This window comes from Pseudomonas sp. DSP3-2-3, assembly GCF_049898225.1.
Lineage (GTDB): Bacteria > Pseudomonadota > Gammaproteobacteria > Pseudomonadales > Pseudomonadaceae > Aquipseudomonas.
This window is the reverse complement of the sequence record NZ_JAFCXH010000026.1, coordinates 68,072-85,589: the sequence shown is the minus strand read 5'-3', so window position 1 is coordinate 85,589 and position 17,518 is coordinate 68,072. Positions and strand designations below refer to the sequence as shown.

Genomic DNA, 17,518 nt, shown 5'->3' with positions numbered 1-17,518 from the left:
TATGACTGCCCTCTGCTCCGCCAGGAGGAAAGGCCTTGAAAGACCTACTGAATTTGCTGAAAAACCAGGGTCAAGTCGAAGAGTTCGACGCCATCCGTATTGGATTGGCCTCGCCTGAGATGATCCGTTCGTGGTCGTTCGGTGAAGTTAAAAAGCCGGAAACCATCAACTACCGTACGTTCAAGCCTGAGCGTGACGGCTTGTTCTGCGCCAAGATCTTTGGCCCGGTCAAGGATTACGAGTGCCTGTGCGGTAAGTACAAGCGCCTGAAACACCGTGGTGTGATCTGCGAGAAGTGCGGCGTTGAAGTCGCGCTGGCTAAAGTTCGTCGTGAGCGTATGGCTCACATCGAACTGGCTTCGCCGGTTGCCCACATCTGGTTCCTGAAGTCCCTGCCGTCCCGTATCGGCTTGCTGATGGACATGACCCTGCGTGATATCGAACGCGTTCTCTACTTCGAGAGCTATGTCGTTATCGATCCAGGCATGACCACCCTTGAAAAAGGTCAGCTGCTGAACGACGAGCAGTACTTTGAAGCGCTGGAAGAGTTCGGCGACGATTTCGATGCCCGCATGGGTGCCGAAGCTGTCCGTGAACTGCTGCACGCTATCGACCTGGAACACGAGATTGGCCGTCTGCGCGAAGAAATTCCGCAAACCAACTCCGAAACCAAGATCAAGAAGCTGTCCAAGCGTCTGAAGCTGATGGAAGCCTTCCAGGGTTCGGGCAACTTGCCTGAGTGGATGGTCCTCACCGTTCTGCCGGTTCTGCCGCCAGATCTGCGTCCATTGGTTCCGCTGGATGGCGGTCGTTTCGCGACTTCCGACCTCAACGATCTGTATCGTCGAGTGATCAACCGTAACAACCGCTTGAAGCGCCTGCTTGATCTGTCCGCTCCGGACATCATCGTACGCAACGAAAAGCGTATGTTGCAGGAAGCTGTCGATGCGTTGCTCGACAACGGTCGTCGTGGCCGCGCTATCACCGGTTCGAACAAACGTCCTCTGAAATCCCTGGCTGACATGATCAAGGGTAAGCAGGGTCGTTTCCGTCAGAACTTGCTCGGTAAGCGTGTTGACTACTCGGGTCGTTCGGTAATTACCGTGGGTCCGACCCTGCGTCTGCACCAGTGCGGTCTGCCGAAGAAAATGGCTCTCGAGCTGTTCAAACCGTTCATTTTCGGCAAGCTGGAAATGCGTGGTCTCGCGACCACCATCAAAGCGGCCAAGAAAATGGTTGAGCGCGAGCTGCCGGAAGTCTGGGACGTTCTCGCTGAAGTGATTCGCGAACACCCGGTTCTTCTCAACCGTGCGCCAACGCTTCACCGTCTGGGTATCCAGGCATTTGAACCGGTTCTCATCGAAGGTAAGGCTATCCAGCTGCACCCGTTGGTCTGCGCCGCGTACAACGCCGACTTCGACGGCGACCAGATGGCCGTTCACGTACCGTTGACGCTGGAAGCCCAGCTCGAAGCGCGTGCGCTGATGATGTCGACCAACAACATCCTGTCGCCAGCCAACGGTGAGCCAATCATCGTTCCTTCGCAGGACGTTGTATTGGGTCTGTACTACATGACTCGTGAAGCGATCAACGCCAAAGGCGAAGGTCGTGTATTTGCGGATCTGCAGGAAGTTGACCGCGTATTCCGTGCCGGCGAAGCCGCACTGCATGCCAAGGTCAAGGTCCGCATCCACGAAACGGTCAACGATCGTGATGGTGGCAGCGTCAAGAACACCCGTATCGTCGACACTACTGTTGGCCGTGCGCTGTTGTTCCAGGTGGTTCCGGCCGGCCTGTCGTACGACGTGGTCAACCAGCCGATGAAGAAAAAGGCGATCTCCAAGCTGATCAACCAGTGCTACCGCGTGGTTGGTTTGAAAGAGACCGTTATCTTCGCTGACCAGTTGATGTACACCGGTTTTGCCTACTCGACGATTTCGGGTGTTTCCATCGGCGTTAACGACTTCGTTATCCCGGATGAAAAAGCACGCATCATTGACGCTGCAACCGAAGAAGTTAAAGAGATCGAAAGTCAGTACGCCTCAGGCCTGGTAACCCAGGGCGAGAAGTACAACAAGGTAATCGACCTTTGGTCCAAGGCGAACGACGAAGTCTCGAAAGCGATGATGTCGAATCTGTCCAAAGAGCGCGTTATCGACCGTCACGGCGTCGAAGTTGATCAGGAATCCTTCAACTCGATGTACATGATGGCTGACTCCGGTGCTCGGGGTTCCGCTGCACAGATCCGTCAGCTGGCGGGTATGCGTGGTCTGATGGCCAAGCCGGATGGCTCCATCATTGAAACGCCGATCACTGCGAACTTCCGTGAAGGTTTGAGCGTACTTCAGTACTTCATCTCCACTCACGGTGCTCGTAAGGGTCTCGCGGATACCGCGTTGAAGACAGCTAACTCCGGTTACCTGACTCGTCGTCTGGTAGACGTTGCGCAAGACCTTGTTGTGACAGAAGTCGACTGCGGTACCGAACACGGTCTGCTGATGACACCGCACATTGAAGGCGGCGACGTTGTTGAGCCATTGGGCGAACGCGTACTGGGTCGAGTCATCGCCCGTGACGTGTTCAAGCCTGGCACCGACGAAGTGATCGTTCCTGGTGGTACGCTGGTAGACGAGAAGTGGGTTGAGTTCATCGAACTGAACAGCATCGACGAAGTCATCGTTCGGTCGCCGATCAGCTGCGAAACTCGCTACGGTATCTGCGCCAAGTGCTACGGTCGTGACCTGGCTCGCGGGCATCAGGTGAACATCGGTGAAGCGGTCGGCGTTATCGCTGCCCAGTCCATCGGTGAGCCGGGTACCCAGCTGACCATGCGTACGTTCCACATCGGTGGTGCGGCAAGCCGGACCTCCGCTGCTGACAGCGTTCAGGTGAAAAATGGCGGTACTGTCCGCCTGCATAACCTGAAGCACGTTGAACGTGTCGACGGTCACCTGGTTGCGGTTTCGCGTTCTGGTGAACTGGCGATCGCTGATGACTACGGTCGTGAGCGTGAGCGCTACAAACTGCCTTACGGTGCAGTGATTTCGGTGAAGGAAGGCGACAAGGTCGACGCTGGTTCGATCGTGGCCAAGTGGGATCCGCACACCCACCCAATCGTTACCGAAATGAAAGGTACCGTGACCTACGTGGGCATGGAAGAAGGCATCACGATCAAGCGTCAGACAGACGAATTGACCGGTATGACCAACATTGAAGTACTCGACGCCAAAGACCGTCCAGCAGCGGGCAAAGATATTCGTCCTGCTGTGAAGATGGTGGGTGTTGATGGCAAGGATCTGTTGCTGCCAGGTACCGACGTACCGGCTCAGTACTTCCTGCCAGCTAACGCATTGGTCGGTGTAGCCGATGGTGTGCAGGTTGCGATCGGTGATGTTATCGCCCGTATCCCGCAAGAAACTTCGAAGACCCGTGACATCACCGGTGGTCTGCCGCGTGTTGCCGACTTGTTCGAAGCCCGTCGTCCGAAAGAAGCCTCGATTCTGGCTGAAGTCAGCGGCACCATCGCGTTCGGTAAAGAAACCAAAGGCAAGCGCCGTCTGGTGATTACCCCGAACGACGGTAGCGATCCGTACGAAGAGCTGATTCCAAAGTGGCGTCACCTGAACGTCTTTGAAGGCGAACAAGTGAACCGCGGCGAAGTTATCTCCGACGGTCCTAGCGATCCACACGACATCCTGCGTCTGCTGGGTGTGAGTGCGCTGGCCAAGTACATCGTCAACGAGATCCAGGACGTTTACCGTCTGCAAGGCGTGAAGATCAACGATAAGCACATCGAGACGATTCTGCGTCAGATGCTGCGTAAAGTTGAAATTGCCGAATCTGGTGATTCCACCTTCATCAAAGGTGACCAGATGGAGCTGACTCACGTTCTGGTAGAGAACGAGCGTCTGGCGGGCGACGAGAAATTCGTTTCCAAATTTACTCGTGTGCTGCTGGGTATCACCAAGGCATCGTTGTCCACCGAGTCGTTCATCTCCGCGGCCTCTTTCCAAGAGACAACCCGCGTACTGACCGAGGCGGCCGTTACAGGCAAGCGCGACTACCTGCGCGGCCTGAAGGAAAACGTTGTCGTGGGTCGTTTGATCCCGGCCGGTACCGGTCTGGCTTATCACAGCGAGCGCAAGCGTCGTCGTGAAGTAGACAAGCCGTTGCGTGTCAGCGCTAGCGAAGTCGAAGCAGCATTGACTGAAGCGTTGAACTCCAGCGGTAATTAAGATAAGGCCTCGGTCTTTCTTTTCGACGCGGTGGCAGGTAAATTCTGCCGCGGTGTCGAGAGGAGGGCCGGGGCTTTGCCTTGACTGGGGCCAAGATCCTCTTTAGACTCTTGTACCCCTAAATTTGGCGGGACTTATGTCCTGTCATTTTGCTTTTCTTGTAAGACAATAGCGTCGCAAGACAACAGTGGAGCTAGTAGATGGCAACTATCAACCAGCTGGTACGTCAGCCGCGTAAGCGTATCGTCGAGAAATCCGACGTACCTGCGCTGCAGAACTGCCCGCAACGTCGTGGCGTATGCACTCGTGTGTATACCACCACGCCGAAAAAACCTAACTCGGCACTGCGTAAAGTATGCCGTGTGCGCCTGACCAACGGTTTCGAGGTTTCCTCGTACATCGGTGGTGAAGGTCACAACCTGCAAGAGCACAGTGTGGTCCTGATTCGTGGCGGTCGTGTAAAAGACTTGCCAGGTGTTCGTTACCACACCGTCCGCGGTTCTTTGGATACTTCCGGCGTCAAAGGTCGTAACCAGGGTCGCTCGAAGTACGGTACCAAGAAGCCTAAGTAGTCTTTAGGGTTCCTGTGACAAAAATGCAGATTTCTATTTTTCTGAGTCGATAAGAGTAAGGTCGGGCGCACCCTCGATGGGTGGTGGTCCCGAGCTAACCTGAAGACCGTTTGAGGGCTTATCCATGCCAAGAAGACGCGTAGCAGCCAAGCGCGAAGTGCTTGACGATCCAAAATACGGAAGCCAAATTCTGGCCAAGTTCATGAACCACGTTATGGAAAGCGGCAAGAAAGCCGTTGCCGAGCGTATTGTTTATGGCGCGCTGGAAAAGGTTAAAGAACGCAAGAACTCCGATCCCCTGGAAATCTTCGAGAAAGCTCTCGACGCCATCGCTCCGCTGGTCGAAGTGAAGTCGCGCCGTGTAGGCGGTGCTACTTACCAGGTCCCGGTCGAAGTTCGTCCCTCCCGTCGTAATGCATTGGCAATGCGCTGGCTGGTAGACTTCGCGCGCAAGCGCGGTGAGAAGTCTATGGCTCTGCGTTTGGCTGGCGAACTGTTGGACGCCGCCGAAGGTAAAGGTGCTGCAGTTAAGAAGCGTGAAGACGTGCACCGTATGGCTGAAGCCAACAAAGCTTTCTCGCACTACCGCTTCTAATTTCAGCGTCACTAATTTTGCGAGGGCTTTATGGCTCGTACTACTCCGATTAACCGCTACCGTAACATTGGTATCGTTGCTCACGTGGATGCTGGTAAAACCACCACCACCGAGCGCGTCCTTTTTTACACTGGCGTAAACCACAAAATGGGCGAGGTGCATGATGGCGCCGCGACCATGGACTGGATGGTGCAAGAGCAGGAGCGGGGTATTACCATTACCTCCGCTGCTACGACTGCATTCTGGGCTGGCTCCGACAAGCAGTTCGACCGTCATCGCTTCAACATCATCGATACCCCGGGCCACGTTGACTTCACCATTGAAGTAGAGCGCTCCCTGCGCGTACTCGATGGCGCGGTCGTTGTGTTCTGCGGTACCTCGGGTGTTGAGCCTCAGTCGGAAACCGTATGGCGTCAGGCCAACAAATACGGCGTTCCGCGTCTTGTTTACGTAAACAAGATGGACCGTGCCGGCGCAAACTTCCTGCGCGTGATCGGTCAGATCAAGCAGCGTCTGGGTCACACTCCGGTGCCTATCCAGTTGGCTATCGGCGCAGAAGACAATTTCCAGGGTCAGATCGATCTGGTCTCCATGGAAGCTGTTTACTGGGACGACGCTGACAAAGGTATGGTTGCCCGTCGCGAAGCGATCCCTGCAGAACTGCAGGAATTGGCTGAAGAGTGGCGCAGCAACATGGTTGAAGCTGCCGCTGAAGCCAACGAAGAGCTGATGAACAAGTACCTCGAAGGTGAAGAACTCACCATCGAAGAAATCAAGTCTGCTCTGCGTCAACGTACCATCGCTGGCGAAATCGTTCTGGCTGTGTGCGGTTCTTCGTTCAAGAACAAGGGCGTTCCCCTGGTTCTCGACGCAGTTATCGACTATCTGCCGGCTCCAGTCGACATTCCAGCCATCAAGGGTTCTGACCCGGATGACGAAGAAGTCGCAATGGAGCGTCATGCAGATGACAGCGAACCGTTCTCGGCTCTGGCTTTCAAAATTGCTACCGACCCATTCGTGGGTACCCTGACTTTCGCACGCGTTTACTCGGGTGTGTTGAGCTCTGGCGACGGTGTTTTGAACTCCGTAAAAGGCAAGAAAGAGCGCGTTGGTCGTATGGTGCAAATGCATGCGAACACTCGTGAAGAGATCAAAGAAGTACGCGCTGGTGACATCGCGGCTTTGATCGGCATGAAGGACGTCACCACTGGCGACACCTTGTGCTCTCTTGACAAGCCAATCATCCTCGTTCGCATGGACTTCCCGGAACCGGTTATCTCGGTTGCCGTTGAGCCTAAAACGAAGGATGACCAGGAAAAAATGGGTATCGCTCTGGGCAAGCTTGCTCAGGAAGACCCGTCTTTCCGCGTCAAAACTGATGAAGAGACTGGTCAAACGATCATCTCTGGCATGGGCGAGTTGCACCTGGACATCCTGGTTGACCGGATGCGCCGTGAGTTCAACGTCGAAGCCAACATCGGTAAGCCACAGGTTTCCTATCGTGAGAAAATCACGAAGGCTTGTGAGATCGAAGGCAAGTTCGTACGCCAATCCGGCGGTCGTGGCCAGTTCGGCCATTGCTGGATTCGTTTTGCACCGGCTGACGAAGGTCAGGAAGGTCTGCAATTCGTGAACGAAGTGGTAGGTGGTGTGGTTCCTAAGGAATACATCCCGGCCATCCAGAAGGGTATCGAAGAGCAGATGAAGAACGGTGTTGTTGCCGGCTATCCGCTGATCGGCCTGAAGGCTACCGTTTTCGATGGTTCTTACCACGACGTCGACTCCAACGAGATGGCGTTTAAGGTGGCAGCCTCCATGGCGACCAAGCAACTTGCCTCCAAAGGTGGCGGTGTTGTTCTTGAGCCGATCATGAAGGTTGAAGTTGTTACACCTGAGGACTACATGGGTGACGTGATGGGAGACCTGAATCGTCGTCGTGGTCTGATCCAGGGTATGGAAGATACGGTTTCCGGCAAGGTTATCCGCGCCGAAGTTCCGTTGGGTGAGATGTTCGGTTATGCGACCGACGTCCGTTCCATGTCTCAGGGTCGCGCGAGCTACTCTATGGAATTCTCCAAATACTCCGAAGCTCCGTCGAATGTCGTCGAAGCTATCGTTAAAAAACAAGGCTGATTCAGCCCCCTTTAGGCTAGGAGTTCACTGTCGTGGCTAAAGAAAAATTTGAACGTAACAAACCGCACGTCAACGTTGGCACCATCGGTCACGTCGACCACGGTAAAACAACTCTGACTGCTGCTCTGACTCGTGTTTGTTCCGAAGTATTCGGTTCGGCCAAGGTTGACTTCGACAAGATCGACAGCGCCCCGGAAGAAAAAGCACGTGGTATCACCATCAACACCGCGCACGTTGAGTACGACTCTGCTGCGCGTCACTACGCTCACGTTGACTGCCCAGGTCACGCTGACTATGTGAAGAACATGATCACCGGTGCTGCGCAGATGGACGGCGCTATCCTGGTATGTTCGGCTGCTGACGGTCCGATGCCTCAGACTCGCGAGCACATCCTGCTGTCCCGTCAGGTTGGCGTTCCGTACATCGTTGTCTTCCTGAACAAGGCTGACATGGTAGACGACGCTGAGCTGCTGGAACTGGTAGAGATGGAAGTGCGTGACCTGCTCAGCACTTACGATTTCCCAGGTGATGACACTCCGATCATCATCGGTTCGGCGCTGATGGCTCTGAACGGTCAAGACGACAACGAGATGGGCACCACTGCCGTCAAGAAGTTGGTTGAGACTCTGGACAGCTACATCCCGCAACCAGAGCGTGCTATCGACAAGCCGTTCCTGATGCCAATCGAAGACGTTTTCTCGATCTCCGGTCGTGGCACTGTTGTAACTGGTCGTGTTGAGCGTGGCATTGTCCGCATTCAGGAAGAAGTTGAAATCGTTGGCCTGCGCCCTACGACCAAAACTACCTGTACTGGTGTTGAGATGTTCCGCAAGCTGCTCGACGAAGGTCGTGCTGGCGAGAACTGCGGCGTTCTGCTGCGTGGTACCAAGCGTGACGACGTTGAGCGTGGCCAGGTTCTGGTTAAGCCAGGCACCGTTAAGCCGCACACCAAGTTCGAAGCTGAAATCTACGTGCTGAGCAAGGAAGAAGGCGGTCGCCACACTCCGTTCTTCAAAGGCTATCGTCCACAGTTCTACTTCCGTACTACCGACGTAACTGGTAGCTGCGAACTGCCGGAAGGCGTTGAGATGGTTATGCCAGGTGACAACGTTAAAGTTGAAGTCACTCTGATCAAGCCAATCGCAATGGAAGATGGTTTGCGTTTCGCTATTCGTGAAGGCGGTCGTACCGTCGGCGCTGGCGTCGTAGCCAAAATCCTCGAGTAATCGAGGAGTCTAAAAAAGCCCCCGCTTGCGGGGGCTTTTTTATTGGGTTGACACCCTGTCAGCTCGTCTATAGAATTGCGCCTCCTTTTAACGGGCGTATTGCGCTCGGTGGGAACAGCAATCTGGAGTCTGAAATCCAATGCAAAATCAGCAAATCCGTATCAGGTTGAAGGCTTTTGACCATCGCCTGATCGACCAATCTACCCAGGAAATCGTGGAAACCGCGAAACGTACTGGTGCACAAGTGCGTGGTCCGATTCCACTTCCTACCCGTAAAGAACGGTTCACTGTTCTGGTTTCTCCGCACGTCAACAAAGACGCGCGCGACCAGTATGAGATCCGTACTCACAAGCGCGTTCTGGACATCGTCCAGCCGACGGATAAAACCGTTGACGCGCTTATGAAGCTTGATCTTGCGGCCGGTGTGGAAGTTCAGATCAGCCTCGGCTAAGACTCGGGTCTTAGTCGTGTAACGCTCTGAAATGGGCGGCCATAGCGGGTGAAAGCCCCGTACACTCATGAGGTTTACAACATGACTATTGGTGTAGTCGGTCGTAAATGCGGTATGACCCGTATTTTCACCGAAGAAGGTGTCTCCATTCCGGTTACGGTCATTGAGATCGAGCCGAATCGCGTCACCCAGTTTAAGACCGAAGAAACCGATGGCTATCGTGCAGTGCAAGTCACTGTCGGTGAGCGTCGTGCTTCGCGTGTTACAGCTGCTCAAGCTGGCCACTTCGCTAAAGCGAACGTTGCCGCTGGTCGTACCGTAATGGAATTCCGTCTTGAAGAAGGCGATTACCAGGCCGGCGATCTGATCAACGCTGAAATCTTCGCTGCTGGTCAACTGGTTGATGTAACCGGTCAGTCCAAAGGTAAAGGCTTCCAGGGTACGATCAAGCGCTGGAACTTCCGCGGGCAAGATAATACGCACGGTAACTCCGTGTCCCACCGCGTCCCAGGCTCTATCGGCCAGTGCCAGACTCCTGGTCGTGTATTCAAGGGCAAAAAAATGTCCGGTCATATGGGCGCTGAGCGCGTGACCGTGCAGTCCCTGGAAGTAGTGCGCGTGGACGCTGAACGCAATCTGTTGTTGGTCAAGGGTGCTGTTCCTGGCGCTACTGGCGGCAATCTGGTTGTACGTCCAGCAGCCAAGGCTCGCGGTTAAGGGGAAGCTGACATGCAATTAAATGTAAATGACGCTCAAGCAATCGAAGTTTCCGAACTGACATTTGGCGGCGAATTCAACGAGACGCTGGTACACCAGGCAGTCGTGGCCTACATGGCTGGCGGTCGTCAGGGCACCAAGCAGCAAAAGACCCGTTCCGACGTTCGTGGTGGCGGTAAGCGCCCGTGGCGTCAAAAGGGTACTGGCCGTGCTCGTGCCGGTACGATCCGTAGCCCAATCTGGCGTGGCGGTGGTACCACTTTCGCAGCACGTCCACAGGATCACTCTCAGAAGCTCAACAAGAAGATGTATCGCGCAGCACTGCGCTCCATCCTTGCTGAACTGGTTCGTACTGATCGTCTGGTCGTGGTTCAGGACTTCGCTGTTGAAGCACCGAAAACCAAAGATTTGCTTAACAAGCTGACTGGCATGGGCCTGACTGACGTCTTGATCGTGTCTGACGCTGTTGACCAGAATCTGTACCTGGCTGCTCGCAACCTTCCGCACGTTGATGTACGTGACGTCCAGGGTTCCGATCCAGTTAGTCTGATCGCATACGACAAAGTGTTGATCACTGTGTCGGCCGTGAAGAAATTCGAGGAGCTGCTGGGATGAACCAGGAACGCGTATTTAAAGTTCTGCTTGGCCCGCACGTTTCCGAGAAGGCTACGGTTCTGGCAGACAAAAAAGGTCAGTTCGTTTTCAAGGTTGCTACTGACGCAACCAAGCTGGAAATCAAGAAGGCCGTCGAAAGCCTGTTCAGCGTGAAAGTTGAGCGTGTTACTACCCTGAATGTTCTGGGTAAGAGCAAGCGCACGGCTCGCGGTCTGGGCAAGCGTAATGACTGGAAGAAGGCAGTTATCTCCCTTCAGCCAGGCCAAGATCTCGATTTCAGCAGCAGTGCTGAGTAAGGAAGGGGTGCATCATGGCAATCGTTAAATGCAAACCGACTTCCCCTGGCCGCCGTTTTGTGGTCAAGGTGGTCAACCAGGAGCTGCATAAAGGCGCTCCTCACGCACCGCTGCTCGAGAAGAAATCGAAGACTGGTGGTCGTAACAACAATGGCCGTATTACTACCCGTCACATCGGTGGTGGTCATAAGCAGCATTATCGTTTGGTCGACTTCCGTCGCAACGACAAAGATGGCATCTCTGCCACTGTTGAGCGCATTGAATACGATCCAAACCGTACCGCTCACATCGCCCTTCTGCTGTACGCAGATGGCGAGCGTCGCTACATCATCGCCCCTAAAGGCGTTAGTGCTGGTGACCAACTGATCGCAGGTGCCTTGGCGCCGATCAAACCAGGTAACGCTCTTCAACTGCGCAACATTCCAGTTGGTAGCACCGTTCATGGCATCGAATTGAAGCCAGGTAAAGGCGCTCAGATCGCTCGTTCCGCTGGTGCTTCGGCTCAGCTGATCGCTCGTGAAGGTGTGTACGTTACCCTGCGTCTTCGCTCCGGTGAAATGCGCAAAGTGCTGTCGGAATGCCGTGCAACGCTGGGCGAAGTCTCGAACTCCGAGCATAGCCTGCGTTCCCTGGGTAAAGCTGGTGCCAAACGCTGGCGTGGCGTTCGCCCAACCGTTCGTGGTGTTGCCATGAACCCGGTTGATCACCCACATGGTGGTGGTGAAGGTCGTACCTCTGGTGGTCGTCATCCGGTATCGCCGTGGGGCTTCCCGACTAAGGGCGCGAAGACTCGTGGTAATAAGCGTACCGACAAAATGATCGTCCGTCGTCGCAAGTAAATAGAGGGATACGACAGTGCCACGTTCTCTGAAAAAAGGTCCTTTTATTGATCTTCACCTACTGAAGAAGATCGAAGTGGCGGCGGAAAAGAATGATCGCAAACCGGTGAAAACCTGGTCGCGTCGTTCGATGATCCTGCCACAAATGGTCGGTCTGACCATTGCAGTGCATAACGGTCGCCTTCATGTCCCAGTTCTCGTGAACGAAGACATGGTCGGCCATAAACTAGGCGAGTTTGCCGGTACCCGCACATATCGTGGGCACGTGGCAGACAAGAAAGCCAAGCGTTAAGGGGTAAGGAACGATGGAAGTAGCCGCTAAGTTGTCGGGCGCTCGAATCTCCGCCCAGAAAGCCCGCTTGGTCGCCGACCAGATCCGCGGGAAGAAGGTGGGCGAAGCGCTCAACCTGTTGGCTTTCAGTAACAAGAAAGCTGCCGAGATCCTGAAGAAAGTGCTGGAGTCGGCCGTAGCCAACGCCGAGCACAACGAAGGCGCAGACGTTGATGACCTTAAGGTCGCCACCGTTTTCGTCAACGAAGGGCGTTCGCTGAAGCGTATCATGCCGCGTGCCAAAGGCCGTGCTGATCGCATCGTCAAGCGGTCTTGCCATATCACTGTCAAGGTTGCTGACAAGTAACGGAGTCGAAGAGATGGGTCAGAAAGTACATCCCATTGGCATTCGCCTGGGAATCGTCAAGGAGCACACCTCCGTCTGGTACGCAGACGGTCGGACTTATGCGGACTATTTGTTCGCTGATCTGAAAGTGCGTGAGTACCTCCAAGACAAATTAAAAAGCGCGTCCGTCAGCCGTATCGATATCCATCGTCCGGCTCAGACAGCACGTATCACCATCCACACCGCTCGTCCAGGTATCGTTATCGGGAAGAAAGGTGAAGATGTTGAGAAACTGCGTCAGGACCTGACCAAGCAAATGGGTGTGCCTGTGCACATCAATATCGAAGAGATCCGCAAGCCGGAGCTCGACGGTATGCTGGTTGCGCAGAGCGTAGCTCAGCAGCTGGAGCGCCGCGTAATGTTCCGTCGTGCTATGAAGCGCGCTGTTCAGAATGCCATGCGCATTGGTGCCAAAGGCATCAAAATCCAAGTGAGCGGTCGTCTCGGCGGTGCTGAAATCGCACGTACTGAATGGTATCGCGAAGGTCGTGTGCCACTGCACACCCTGCGTGCCGACATCGACTATGCCAACTACGAAGCTCACACCACTTATGGTGTGATCGGTGTAAAGGTTTGGATCTTCAAAGGCGAAGTAATTGGTGGTCGCCAAGAAGAACTGAAACCACAAGCACCTGCGCCTCGTAAAAAAGCTGCTAAGTAAGGGGTACGCCAAATGTTGCAACCAAAGCGTACGAAGTTCCGCAAACAGATGACAGGCCACAACCGTGGCTTGGCACTGCGCGGTAGCAAAGTCAGCTTCGGCGAATATGCGCTGAAGTCTGTTGCTCGTGGTCGTCTCACTGCTCGTCAGATTGAGTCAGCGCGTCGTGCACTGACCCGTCACGTTAAACGTGGCGGCAAAATCTGGATCCGTGTATTCCCGGACAAGCCTGTAACCAAAAAGCCCCTCGAAGTTCGTATGGGTAAAGGTAAGGGTAACGTGGAGTACTGGGTTGCCCAGATTCAGCCAGGCAAAGTCCTGTATGAAATCGAGGGTGTTACTGAAGAGCTGGCGCGTGAGGCTTTCGCCCTGGCTGCTGCAAAGCTGCCACTCGCCACCTCCTTTGTTAAGCGGACGGTGATGTGATGAAAGCGAATGAACTTCGTGAAAAATCAGCACAGCAGCTGAACGAGCAACTGCTCGGCCTGCTGCGCGACCAGTTCAATCTGCGTATGCAGAAAGCAACTGGCCAGTTGGGGCAGTCTCACCTGCTCTCGCAAGTTAAGCGCGACATCGCTCGCGTGAAGACTGTGCTCAACCAGCAGGCAGGTAAGTGATCATGGCTGAAGCTGAGAAAAATGTCCGTACGCTGACTGGCCGTGTCGTCAGCGACAAGATGGACAAAACCATCACCGTTTTGATCGAGCGTCGCGTAAAGCACCCGATCTACGGTAAATACGTTAAGCGTTCGACTAAGCTGCACGCGCACGACGAAACCAATCAGTGCCACATCGGCGACAAAGTCACTATTCGTGAAACTCGTCCGGTGGCCAAGACCAAGTCTTGGGCATTGGTTGATATTCTCGAACGCGCTGTGGAAGTCTAAGGACTAGGGGTCGGAGAAATTATATGATTCAGACTCAATCCATGCTCGATGTGGCCGATAACAGCGGCGCACGCCGCGTTATGTGCATCAAGGTGCTGGGTGGCTCCCATCGTCGTTACGCTGGTATCGGTGACATCATCAAAGTAACCGTAAAGGAAGCAATTCCGCGCGGTAAGGTGAAAAAAGGCCAAGTGATGACTGCTGTTGTAGTCCGCACTCGCCACGGTGTTCGTCGTGCTGACGGCTCCATCATCCGCTTTGACGGCAACGCTGCTGTTCTTCTGAACAACAAGCAAGAGCCGATTGGCACCCGTATCTTTGGGCCAGTGACCCGTGAACTTCGTACTGAGAAGTTCATGAAGATCGTCTCGCTCGCCCCAGAAGTGCTGTAAGGAGATCCGACATGCAAAAGATTCGTCGTGACGACGAGATCATCGTGATCGCCGGCAAAGACAAAGGTAAGCGCGGTAAGGTGCTCAAGGTTCTTGCTGATGACCGTCTGGTCATTGGTGGGATCAACCTGGTGAAGCGTCATACCAAGCCAAACCCGATGTCGGGCGTACAAGGCGGTATCGTCGAGAAAGAAGCGCCAATGCACGCTTCTAACGTCGCCATTTTCAACGGCGCAACCAACAAGGCTGATCGCGTTGGTTTCAAAGTTGAAGACGGCAAGAAAATTCGTGTCTTCAAGTCGACCCAAAAAGCGGTTGATGCTTGAACACTGCTAGGTAGAAGACCATGGCACGACTAAAAGAGATTTACCGGAAGGAAATCGCTCCGAAACTTAAGGAAGAACTTAAGCTTTCGAACGTGATGGAAGTTCCGCGCGTTACCAAGATCACCCTGAACATGGGTCTGGGCGAAGCGATCGGCGACAAAAAAGTCATCGAGCACGCTGTAGCTGACTTGGAAAAAATCACCGGTCAGAAAGTCGTTGTGACTTACGCCCGTAAATCCATCGCTGGCTTCAAAGTCCGCGAAGGATGGCCGATTGGCGTTAAAGTTACTCTGCGTCGCGATCGTATGTATGAATTCCTGGATCGTCTGCTGTCGATCTCCCTGCCTCGGGTTCGCGACTTCCGCGGCCTGAATGCCAAGTCCTTCGATGGTCGTGGTAACTACAGCATGGGCGTTAAAGAGCAGATCATTTTCCCGGAAATCGATTACGACAAGATCGATGCTCTGCGCGGTCTGGACATTACTCTGACCACCACTGCTCGGACGGATGAAGAAGGTCGCGCGTTGCTGCGTGCTTTCAAATTCCCGTTCCGCAACTGATTGGAGTAGGAAAATGGCCAAGAAGAGCATGAAGAATCGTGAGCTGAAGCGTCAGCTCACCGTTGCCAAGTACGCCAAGAAGCGTGCCGAGCTGAAAGCTGTCATCGTTGATCTGAACGCAAGTCCAGAAGCGCGTTGGGAAGCTACCGTAGCTCTGCAGAAGCAGCCACGTGACGCAAGCGCTTCGCGCATGCGTAACCGCTGCCGCATCACTGGTCGTCCGCACGGCGTTTACCGCAAGTTCGGCCTTGGCCGTAACAAACTGCGTGAAGCTGCAATGCGTGGTGACGTTCCAGGTCTGGTTAAAGCCAGCTGGTAAGTCGTCTTTCTCGCTGAGTTCCGGTCAGGCGCCTACGCGTTTGGTCGGAATGAAGCCTGAATTTGAATCAAGCCCCTATTGGGGCTTGATTCATTTCTGGGGTGCGTCTAGAATTGCCGGCTCGCCTGAGCCCGTGTTTTTCATTTGCCCGGAGTTTCTCGGCGATAAGCTGTAGCCGTAAGGCTAATTATTTTGTATTAGGAGCGTCTAGCCCATGAGTATGCAGGACCCGTTAGCGGACATGCTAACTCGTATCCGTAATGCCCAGATGGCTGAAAAGCCCGTCGTAAGCATGCCATCTTCCACGTTGAAGGTAGCTGTAGCCAAAGTCCTGAAGGACGAAGGTTACATTGCGGGTTATCAGATCAGCAGCGAAATCAAACCGCTGTTGTCCATCGAGCTGAAGTACTTCGAAGGCCGTCCAGTCATCGAAGAAGTGAAGCGCGTCAGCCGTCCAGGCTTGCGTCAGTACAAGTCCGTCGATGATCTGCCAAAAGTTCGTGGCGGTCTCGGTGTGTCTATCGTCTCCACCAACAAAGGTGTGATGACGGATCGTGCTGCGCGCGCTGCCGGTGTCGGCGGCGAAGTGCTTTGCACAGTGTTCTAAGGGGGGATAAGCATGTCACGCGTAGCTAAGAACCCCGTTAAGTTGCCAGCAGGCGTCGAAGTTAAACTCGTCGGCCAGCAGCTTTCGGTGAAGGGTGCCAAGGGCACTCTAGATCTGAACATCCATTCGTCTGTTGAAATTGTTGAAGAAGCTGGTGAGCTGCGTTTCGCTGCTCGCAATGGCGATCAACAAACTCGCGCAATGGCCGGCACCACTCGTGCACTGGTTAACAACATGGTCCAGGGCGTAAGCCAAGGCTTCGAGCGCAAGCTCCAGCTGGTCGGTGTTGGTTATAAAGCGCAAGCAAAAGGCACAGTGCTGAACCTGGCTCTTGGCTTCTCGCACCCAGTGGATTACGAACTGCCGGAAGGCATCACCGCTGAGACTCCCAACCAGACCGATATCTTCATCCGAGGTATCGATAAGCAGTTGGTTGGTCAAGTGGCCGCTGAGATCCGCGACTTCCGCCGTCCTGAGCCGTACAAAGGCAAAGGTGTGCGTTACGCAGACGAAGTCGTCCGCCGTAAAGAAGCCAAGAAGAAGTAGGGCATAGCAAATGACCGACAAGAAAGTTACCCGACTGCGTCGCGCTCGGAAAGCACGCCTGAAAATGCACGAGCTAGAAGTCGTGCGTCTCTGCGTGTACCGCTCTTCGCAGCACATTTATGCCCAGGTCATCTCGGCCGACGGCAGCAAAGTCCTGGCAAGTGCCTCGACTTTGGACAAAGAACTGCGTGATGGTGCCACCGGCAACATCGACGCGGCCACTAAGGTTGGCCAGCTGGTCGCTGAGCGTGCGAAAGCCGCCGGTGTATCGCAAGTGGCTTTTGACCGTTCTGGCTTCAAGTACCACGGCCGCGTCAAGGCGCTGGCTGATGCTGCTCGTGAAGGCGGGCTGGAGTTCTAAGTTATGTCAAATAACGACCAAAAACGCGACGAAGGCTACATCGAGAAGCTGGTTCAAGTTAACCGCGTTGCCAAGACTGTAAAAGGCGGCCGTATCTTCACTTTCACCGCGTTGACCGTGGTTGGTGATGGTAAAGGGCGTGTTGGCTTTGGCCGTGGCAAGTCACGTGAAGTGCCTGCTGCGATCCAGAAGGCGATGGAAGCTGCTCGCCGCAACATGATCCAGGTTGATCTGAACGGCACTACTCTGCAGTACGCAATGAAGTCCGCCCATGGCGCTTCGAAGGTGTACATGCAGCCTGCTTCTGAAGGTACCGGTATCATCGCTGGCGGCGCTATGCGCGCAGTGCTGGAAGTTGCTGGTGTTCAGAACGTATTGGCTAAGTGCTATGGCTCGACTAACCCGGTAAACGTGGTTCACGCCACATTCAAGGGTTTGAAGGCTATGCAATCTCCTGAGTCTATTGCTGCCAAGCGCGGCAAAAGTGTCAAGGAGATCTTCTGA

Annotated in this window: 24 protein-coding genes; all 24 read left to right on the top strand. The window is 54.4% G+C overall.

What is annotated here, in order from left to right; genetic code table 11:
- Window positions 1–35: 35 nt before the first annotated feature.
- The 24 genes from rpoC (at window position 36) to rpsE (ending at window position 17,518) form a co-directional block, all read left to right on the top strand.
- Complete coding sequence (rpoC, locus tag ACP7E4_RS24165; RefSeq protein ID WP_341521477.1) at window positions 36–4,235, top strand: DNA-directed RNA polymerase subunit beta'; 4,200 nt, start codon at window positions 36–38, stop codon at window positions 4,233–4,235.
- Between the two features lie 200 nt (window positions 4,236–4,435).
- Window positions 4,436–4,807: a 30S ribosomal protein S12 gene (rpsL, locus tag ACP7E4_RS24160; protein WP_002555494.1), complete on the top strand. Its 372-nt coding sequence runs from the start codon at window positions 4,436–4,438 to the stop codon at window positions 4,805–4,807.
- 124 nt (window positions 4,808–4,931) lie between these two features.
- Window positions 4,932–5,402, top strand: a complete 471-nt coding sequence (rpsG, locus tag ACP7E4_RS24155) for a 30S ribosomal protein S7 (RefSeq protein WP_002555493.1) — start codon at window positions 4,932–4,934, stop codon at window positions 5,400–5,402.
- Between the two features lie 30 nt (window positions 5,403–5,432).
- On the top strand, window positions 5,433–7,535 hold the full coding sequence (gene fusA, locus ACP7E4_RS24150; RefSeq protein ID WP_020290707.1) for an elongation factor G: 2,103 nt from the start codon (window positions 5,433–5,435) through the stop codon (window positions 7,533–7,535).
- Between the two features lie 32 nt (window positions 7,536–7,567).
- Complete coding sequence (tuf, locus tag ACP7E4_RS24145; RefSeq protein ID WP_426118002.1) at window positions 7,568–8,761, top strand: elongation factor Tu; 1,194 nt, start codon at window positions 7,568–7,570, stop codon at window positions 8,759–8,761.
- A 139-nt stretch (window positions 8,762–8,900) separates the two neighbouring features.
- Window positions 8,901–9,212 (top strand): 30S ribosomal protein S10, encoded by a 312-nt coding sequence (gene rpsJ, locus ACP7E4_RS24140; protein ID WP_003186070.1) that lies wholly within the window; start codon window positions 8,901–8,903, stop codon window positions 9,210–9,212.
- Window positions 9,213–9,293: 81 nt separating this feature from the next.
- Window positions 9,294–9,929 (top strand): 50S ribosomal protein L3, encoded by a 636-nt coding sequence (rplC, locus tag ACP7E4_RS24135; protein ID WP_007253310.1) that lies wholly within the window; start codon window positions 9,294–9,296, stop codon window positions 9,927–9,929.
- Between the two features lie 12 nt (window positions 9,930–9,941).
- Window positions 9,942–10,544, top strand: a complete 603-nt coding sequence (rplD, locus tag ACP7E4_RS24130) for a 50S ribosomal protein L4 (RefSeq protein ID WP_020290705.1) — start codon at window positions 9,942–9,944, stop codon at window positions 10,542–10,544.
- Window positions 10,541–10,840, top strand: a complete 300-nt coding sequence (gene rplW, locus ACP7E4_RS24125) for a 50S ribosomal protein L23 (protein WP_002555488.1) — start codon at window positions 10,541–10,543, stop codon at window positions 10,838–10,840. The genes rplD and rplW overlap by 4 nt, the downstream gene beginning before the upstream one ends.
- A 14-nt stretch (window positions 10,841–10,854) precedes the next feature.
- A complete protein-coding gene (gene rplB, locus ACP7E4_RS24120) occupies window positions 10,855–11,679 on the top strand; it encodes a 50S ribosomal protein L2 (protein WP_020290704.1) in 825 nt (274 codons plus the stop codon).
- Window positions 11,680–11,695: 16 nt separating this feature from the next.
- Window positions 11,696–11,971 carry a 30S ribosomal protein S19 gene (gene rpsS / locus ACP7E4_RS24115; RefSeq protein WP_003232420.1) on the top strand — a complete coding sequence of 92 codons (276 nt, stop codon included), beginning with the start codon at window positions 11,696–11,698 and terminating at the stop codon, window positions 11,969–11,971.
- A gap of 13 nt (window positions 11,972–11,984) precedes the next feature.
- A complete protein-coding gene (gene rplV / locus ACP7E4_RS24110; protein ID WP_020290703.1) occupies window positions 11,985–12,317 on the top strand; it encodes a 50S ribosomal protein L22 in 333 nt (110 codons plus the stop codon).
- A 13-nt stretch (window positions 12,318–12,330) separates the two neighbouring features.
- Window positions 12,331–13,017 (top strand): 30S ribosomal protein S3, encoded by a 687-nt coding sequence (gene rpsC / locus ACP7E4_RS24105; RefSeq protein ID WP_003176422.1) that lies wholly within the window; start codon window positions 12,331–12,333, stop codon window positions 13,015–13,017.
- A 12-nt stretch (window positions 13,018–13,029) separates the two neighbouring features.
- Window positions 13,030–13,443, top strand: a complete 414-nt coding sequence (gene rplP / locus ACP7E4_RS24100) for a 50S ribosomal protein L16 (protein WP_003444372.1) — start codon at window positions 13,030–13,032, stop codon at window positions 13,441–13,443.
- Window positions 13,443–13,634 (top strand): 50S ribosomal protein L29, encoded by a 192-nt coding sequence (rpmC, locus tag ACP7E4_RS24095; RefSeq protein ID WP_002555481.1) that lies wholly within the window; start codon window positions 13,443–13,445, stop codon window positions 13,632–13,634. Before rplP ends, rpmC begins: the two co-directional genes overlap by 1 nt.
- Window positions 13,635–13,636: 2 nt before the next feature.
- Window positions 13,637–13,903 carry a 30S ribosomal protein S17 gene (gene rpsQ, locus ACP7E4_RS24090; RefSeq protein WP_020290702.1) on the top strand — a complete coding sequence of 89 codons (267 nt, stop codon included), beginning with the start codon at window positions 13,637–13,639 and terminating at the stop codon, window positions 13,901–13,903.
- A gap of 23 nt (window positions 13,904–13,926) precedes the next feature.
- Entirely contained in the window at window positions 13,927–14,295 is a 369-nt protein-coding gene (gene rplN / locus ACP7E4_RS24085; RefSeq protein ID WP_002555479.1) for a 50S ribosomal protein L14, read from the top strand.
- Between the two features lie 11 nt (window positions 14,296–14,306).
- Window positions 14,307–14,621, top strand: coding sequence for a 50S ribosomal protein L24 (gene rplX / locus ACP7E4_RS24080; RefSeq protein WP_020290701.1), 315 nt, complete (start codon window positions 14,307–14,309; stop codon window positions 14,619–14,621).
- A 20-nt stretch (window positions 14,622–14,641) separates the two neighbouring features.
- Window positions 14,642–15,181, top strand: a complete 540-nt coding sequence (gene rplE / locus ACP7E4_RS24075) for a 50S ribosomal protein L5 (RefSeq protein WP_065833639.1) — start codon at window positions 14,642–14,644, stop codon at window positions 15,179–15,181.
- 13 nt (window positions 15,182–15,194) lie between these two features.
- On the top strand, window positions 15,195–15,500 hold the full coding sequence (gene rpsN, locus ACP7E4_RS24070; protein WP_020290699.1) for a 30S ribosomal protein S14: 306 nt from the start codon (window positions 15,195–15,197) through the stop codon (window positions 15,498–15,500).
- A 214-nt stretch (window positions 15,501–15,714) separates the two neighbouring features.
- On the top strand, window positions 15,715–16,107 hold the full coding sequence (gene rpsH / locus ACP7E4_RS24065) for a 30S ribosomal protein S8 (protein ID WP_065833640.1): 393 nt from the start codon (window positions 15,715–15,717) through the stop codon (window positions 16,105–16,107).
- Window positions 16,108–16,119: 12 nt separating this feature from the next.
- Window positions 16,120–16,653: a 50S ribosomal protein L6 gene (rplF, locus tag ACP7E4_RS24060; RefSeq protein ID WP_020290697.1), complete on the top strand. Its 534-nt coding sequence runs from the start codon at window positions 16,120–16,122 to the stop codon at window positions 16,651–16,653.
- Between the two features lie 10 nt (window positions 16,654–16,663).
- Entirely contained in the window at window positions 16,664–17,014 is a 351-nt protein-coding gene (gene rplR / locus ACP7E4_RS24055) for a 50S ribosomal protein L18 (protein WP_020290696.1), read from the top strand.
- Between the two features lie 3 nt (window positions 17,015–17,017).
- The gene (gene rpsE / locus ACP7E4_RS24050; protein ID WP_003186035.1) at window positions 17,018–17,518 is read left to right on the top strand and encodes a 30S ribosomal protein S5; all 501 of its coding nucleotides are present in this window, start codon (window positions 17,018–17,020) and stop codon (window positions 17,516–17,518) included.

What these genes read in the sequence shown, in the direction of transcription:
- rpsL (WP_002555494.1), top strand. Translation starts at nt 4,436, where the DNA reads ATGGCAACTATCAACCAGCTGGTACGTCAGCCGCGTAAGCGTATCGTC.
- rpsG (WP_002555493.1), top strand. Translation starts at nt 4,932, where the DNA reads ATGCCAAGAAGACGCGTAGCAGCCAAGCGCGAAGTGCTTGACGATCCA.
- fusA (WP_020290707.1), top strand. Translation starts at nt 5,433, where the DNA reads ATGGCTCGTACTACTCCGATTAACCGCTACCGTAACATTGGTATCGTT.
- rpsJ (WP_003186070.1), top strand. Translation starts at nt 8,901, where the DNA reads ATGCAAAATCAGCAAATCCGTATCAGGTTGAAGGCTTTTGACCATCGC.
- rplC (WP_007253310.1), top strand. Translation starts at nt 9,294, where the DNA reads ATGACTATTGGTGTAGTCGGTCGTAAATGCGGTATGACCCGTATTTTC.
- rplD (WP_020290705.1), top strand. Translation starts at nt 9,942, where the DNA reads ATGCAATTAAATGTAAATGACGCTCAAGCAATCGAAGTTTCCGAACTG.
- rplW (WP_002555488.1), top strand. Translation starts at nt 10,541, where the DNA reads ATGAACCAGGAACGCGTATTTAAAGTTCTGCTTGGCCCGCACGTTTCC.
- rplB (WP_020290704.1), top strand. Translation starts at nt 10,855, where the DNA reads ATGGCAATCGTTAAATGCAAACCGACTTCCCCTGGCCGCCGTTTTGTG.
- rplV (WP_020290703.1), top strand. Translation starts at nt 11,985, where the DNA reads ATGGAAGTAGCCGCTAAGTTGTCGGGCGCTCGAATCTCCGCCCAGAAA.
- rpsC (WP_003176422.1), top strand. Translation starts at nt 12,331, where the DNA reads ATGGGTCAGAAAGTACATCCCATTGGCATTCGCCTGGGAATCGTCAAG.
- rplP (WP_003444372.1), top strand. Translation starts at nt 13,030, where the DNA reads ATGTTGCAACCAAAGCGTACGAAGTTCCGCAAACAGATGACAGGCCAC.
- rpmC (WP_002555481.1), top strand. Translation starts at nt 13,443, where the DNA reads ATGAAAGCGAATGAACTTCGTGAAAAATCAGCACAGCAGCTGAACGAG.
- rpsQ (WP_020290702.1), top strand. Translation starts at nt 13,637, where the DNA reads ATGGCTGAAGCTGAGAAAAATGTCCGTACGCTGACTGGCCGTGTCGTC.
- rplN (WP_002555479.1), top strand. Translation starts at nt 13,927, where the DNA reads ATGATTCAGACTCAATCCATGCTCGATGTGGCCGATAACAGCGGCGCA.
- rplX (WP_020290701.1), top strand. Translation starts at nt 14,307, where the DNA reads ATGCAAAAGATTCGTCGTGACGACGAGATCATCGTGATCGCCGGCAAA.
- rplE (WP_065833639.1), top strand. Translation starts at nt 14,642, where the DNA reads ATGGCACGACTAAAAGAGATTTACCGGAAGGAAATCGCTCCGAAACTT.
- rpsN (WP_020290699.1), top strand. Translation starts at nt 15,195, where the DNA reads ATGGCCAAGAAGAGCATGAAGAATCGTGAGCTGAAGCGTCAGCTCACC.
- rpsH (WP_065833640.1), top strand. Translation starts at nt 15,715, where the DNA reads ATGAGTATGCAGGACCCGTTAGCGGACATGCTAACTCGTATCCGTAAT.
- rplF (WP_020290697.1), top strand. Translation starts at nt 16,120, where the DNA reads ATGTCACGCGTAGCTAAGAACCCCGTTAAGTTGCCAGCAGGCGTCGAA.
- rplR (WP_020290696.1), top strand. Translation starts at nt 16,664, where the DNA reads ATGACCGACAAGAAAGTTACCCGACTGCGTCGCGCTCGGAAAGCACGC.
- rpsE (WP_003186035.1), top strand. Translation starts at nt 17,018, where the DNA reads ATGTCAAATAACGACCAAAAACGCGACGAAGGCTACATCGAGAAGCTG.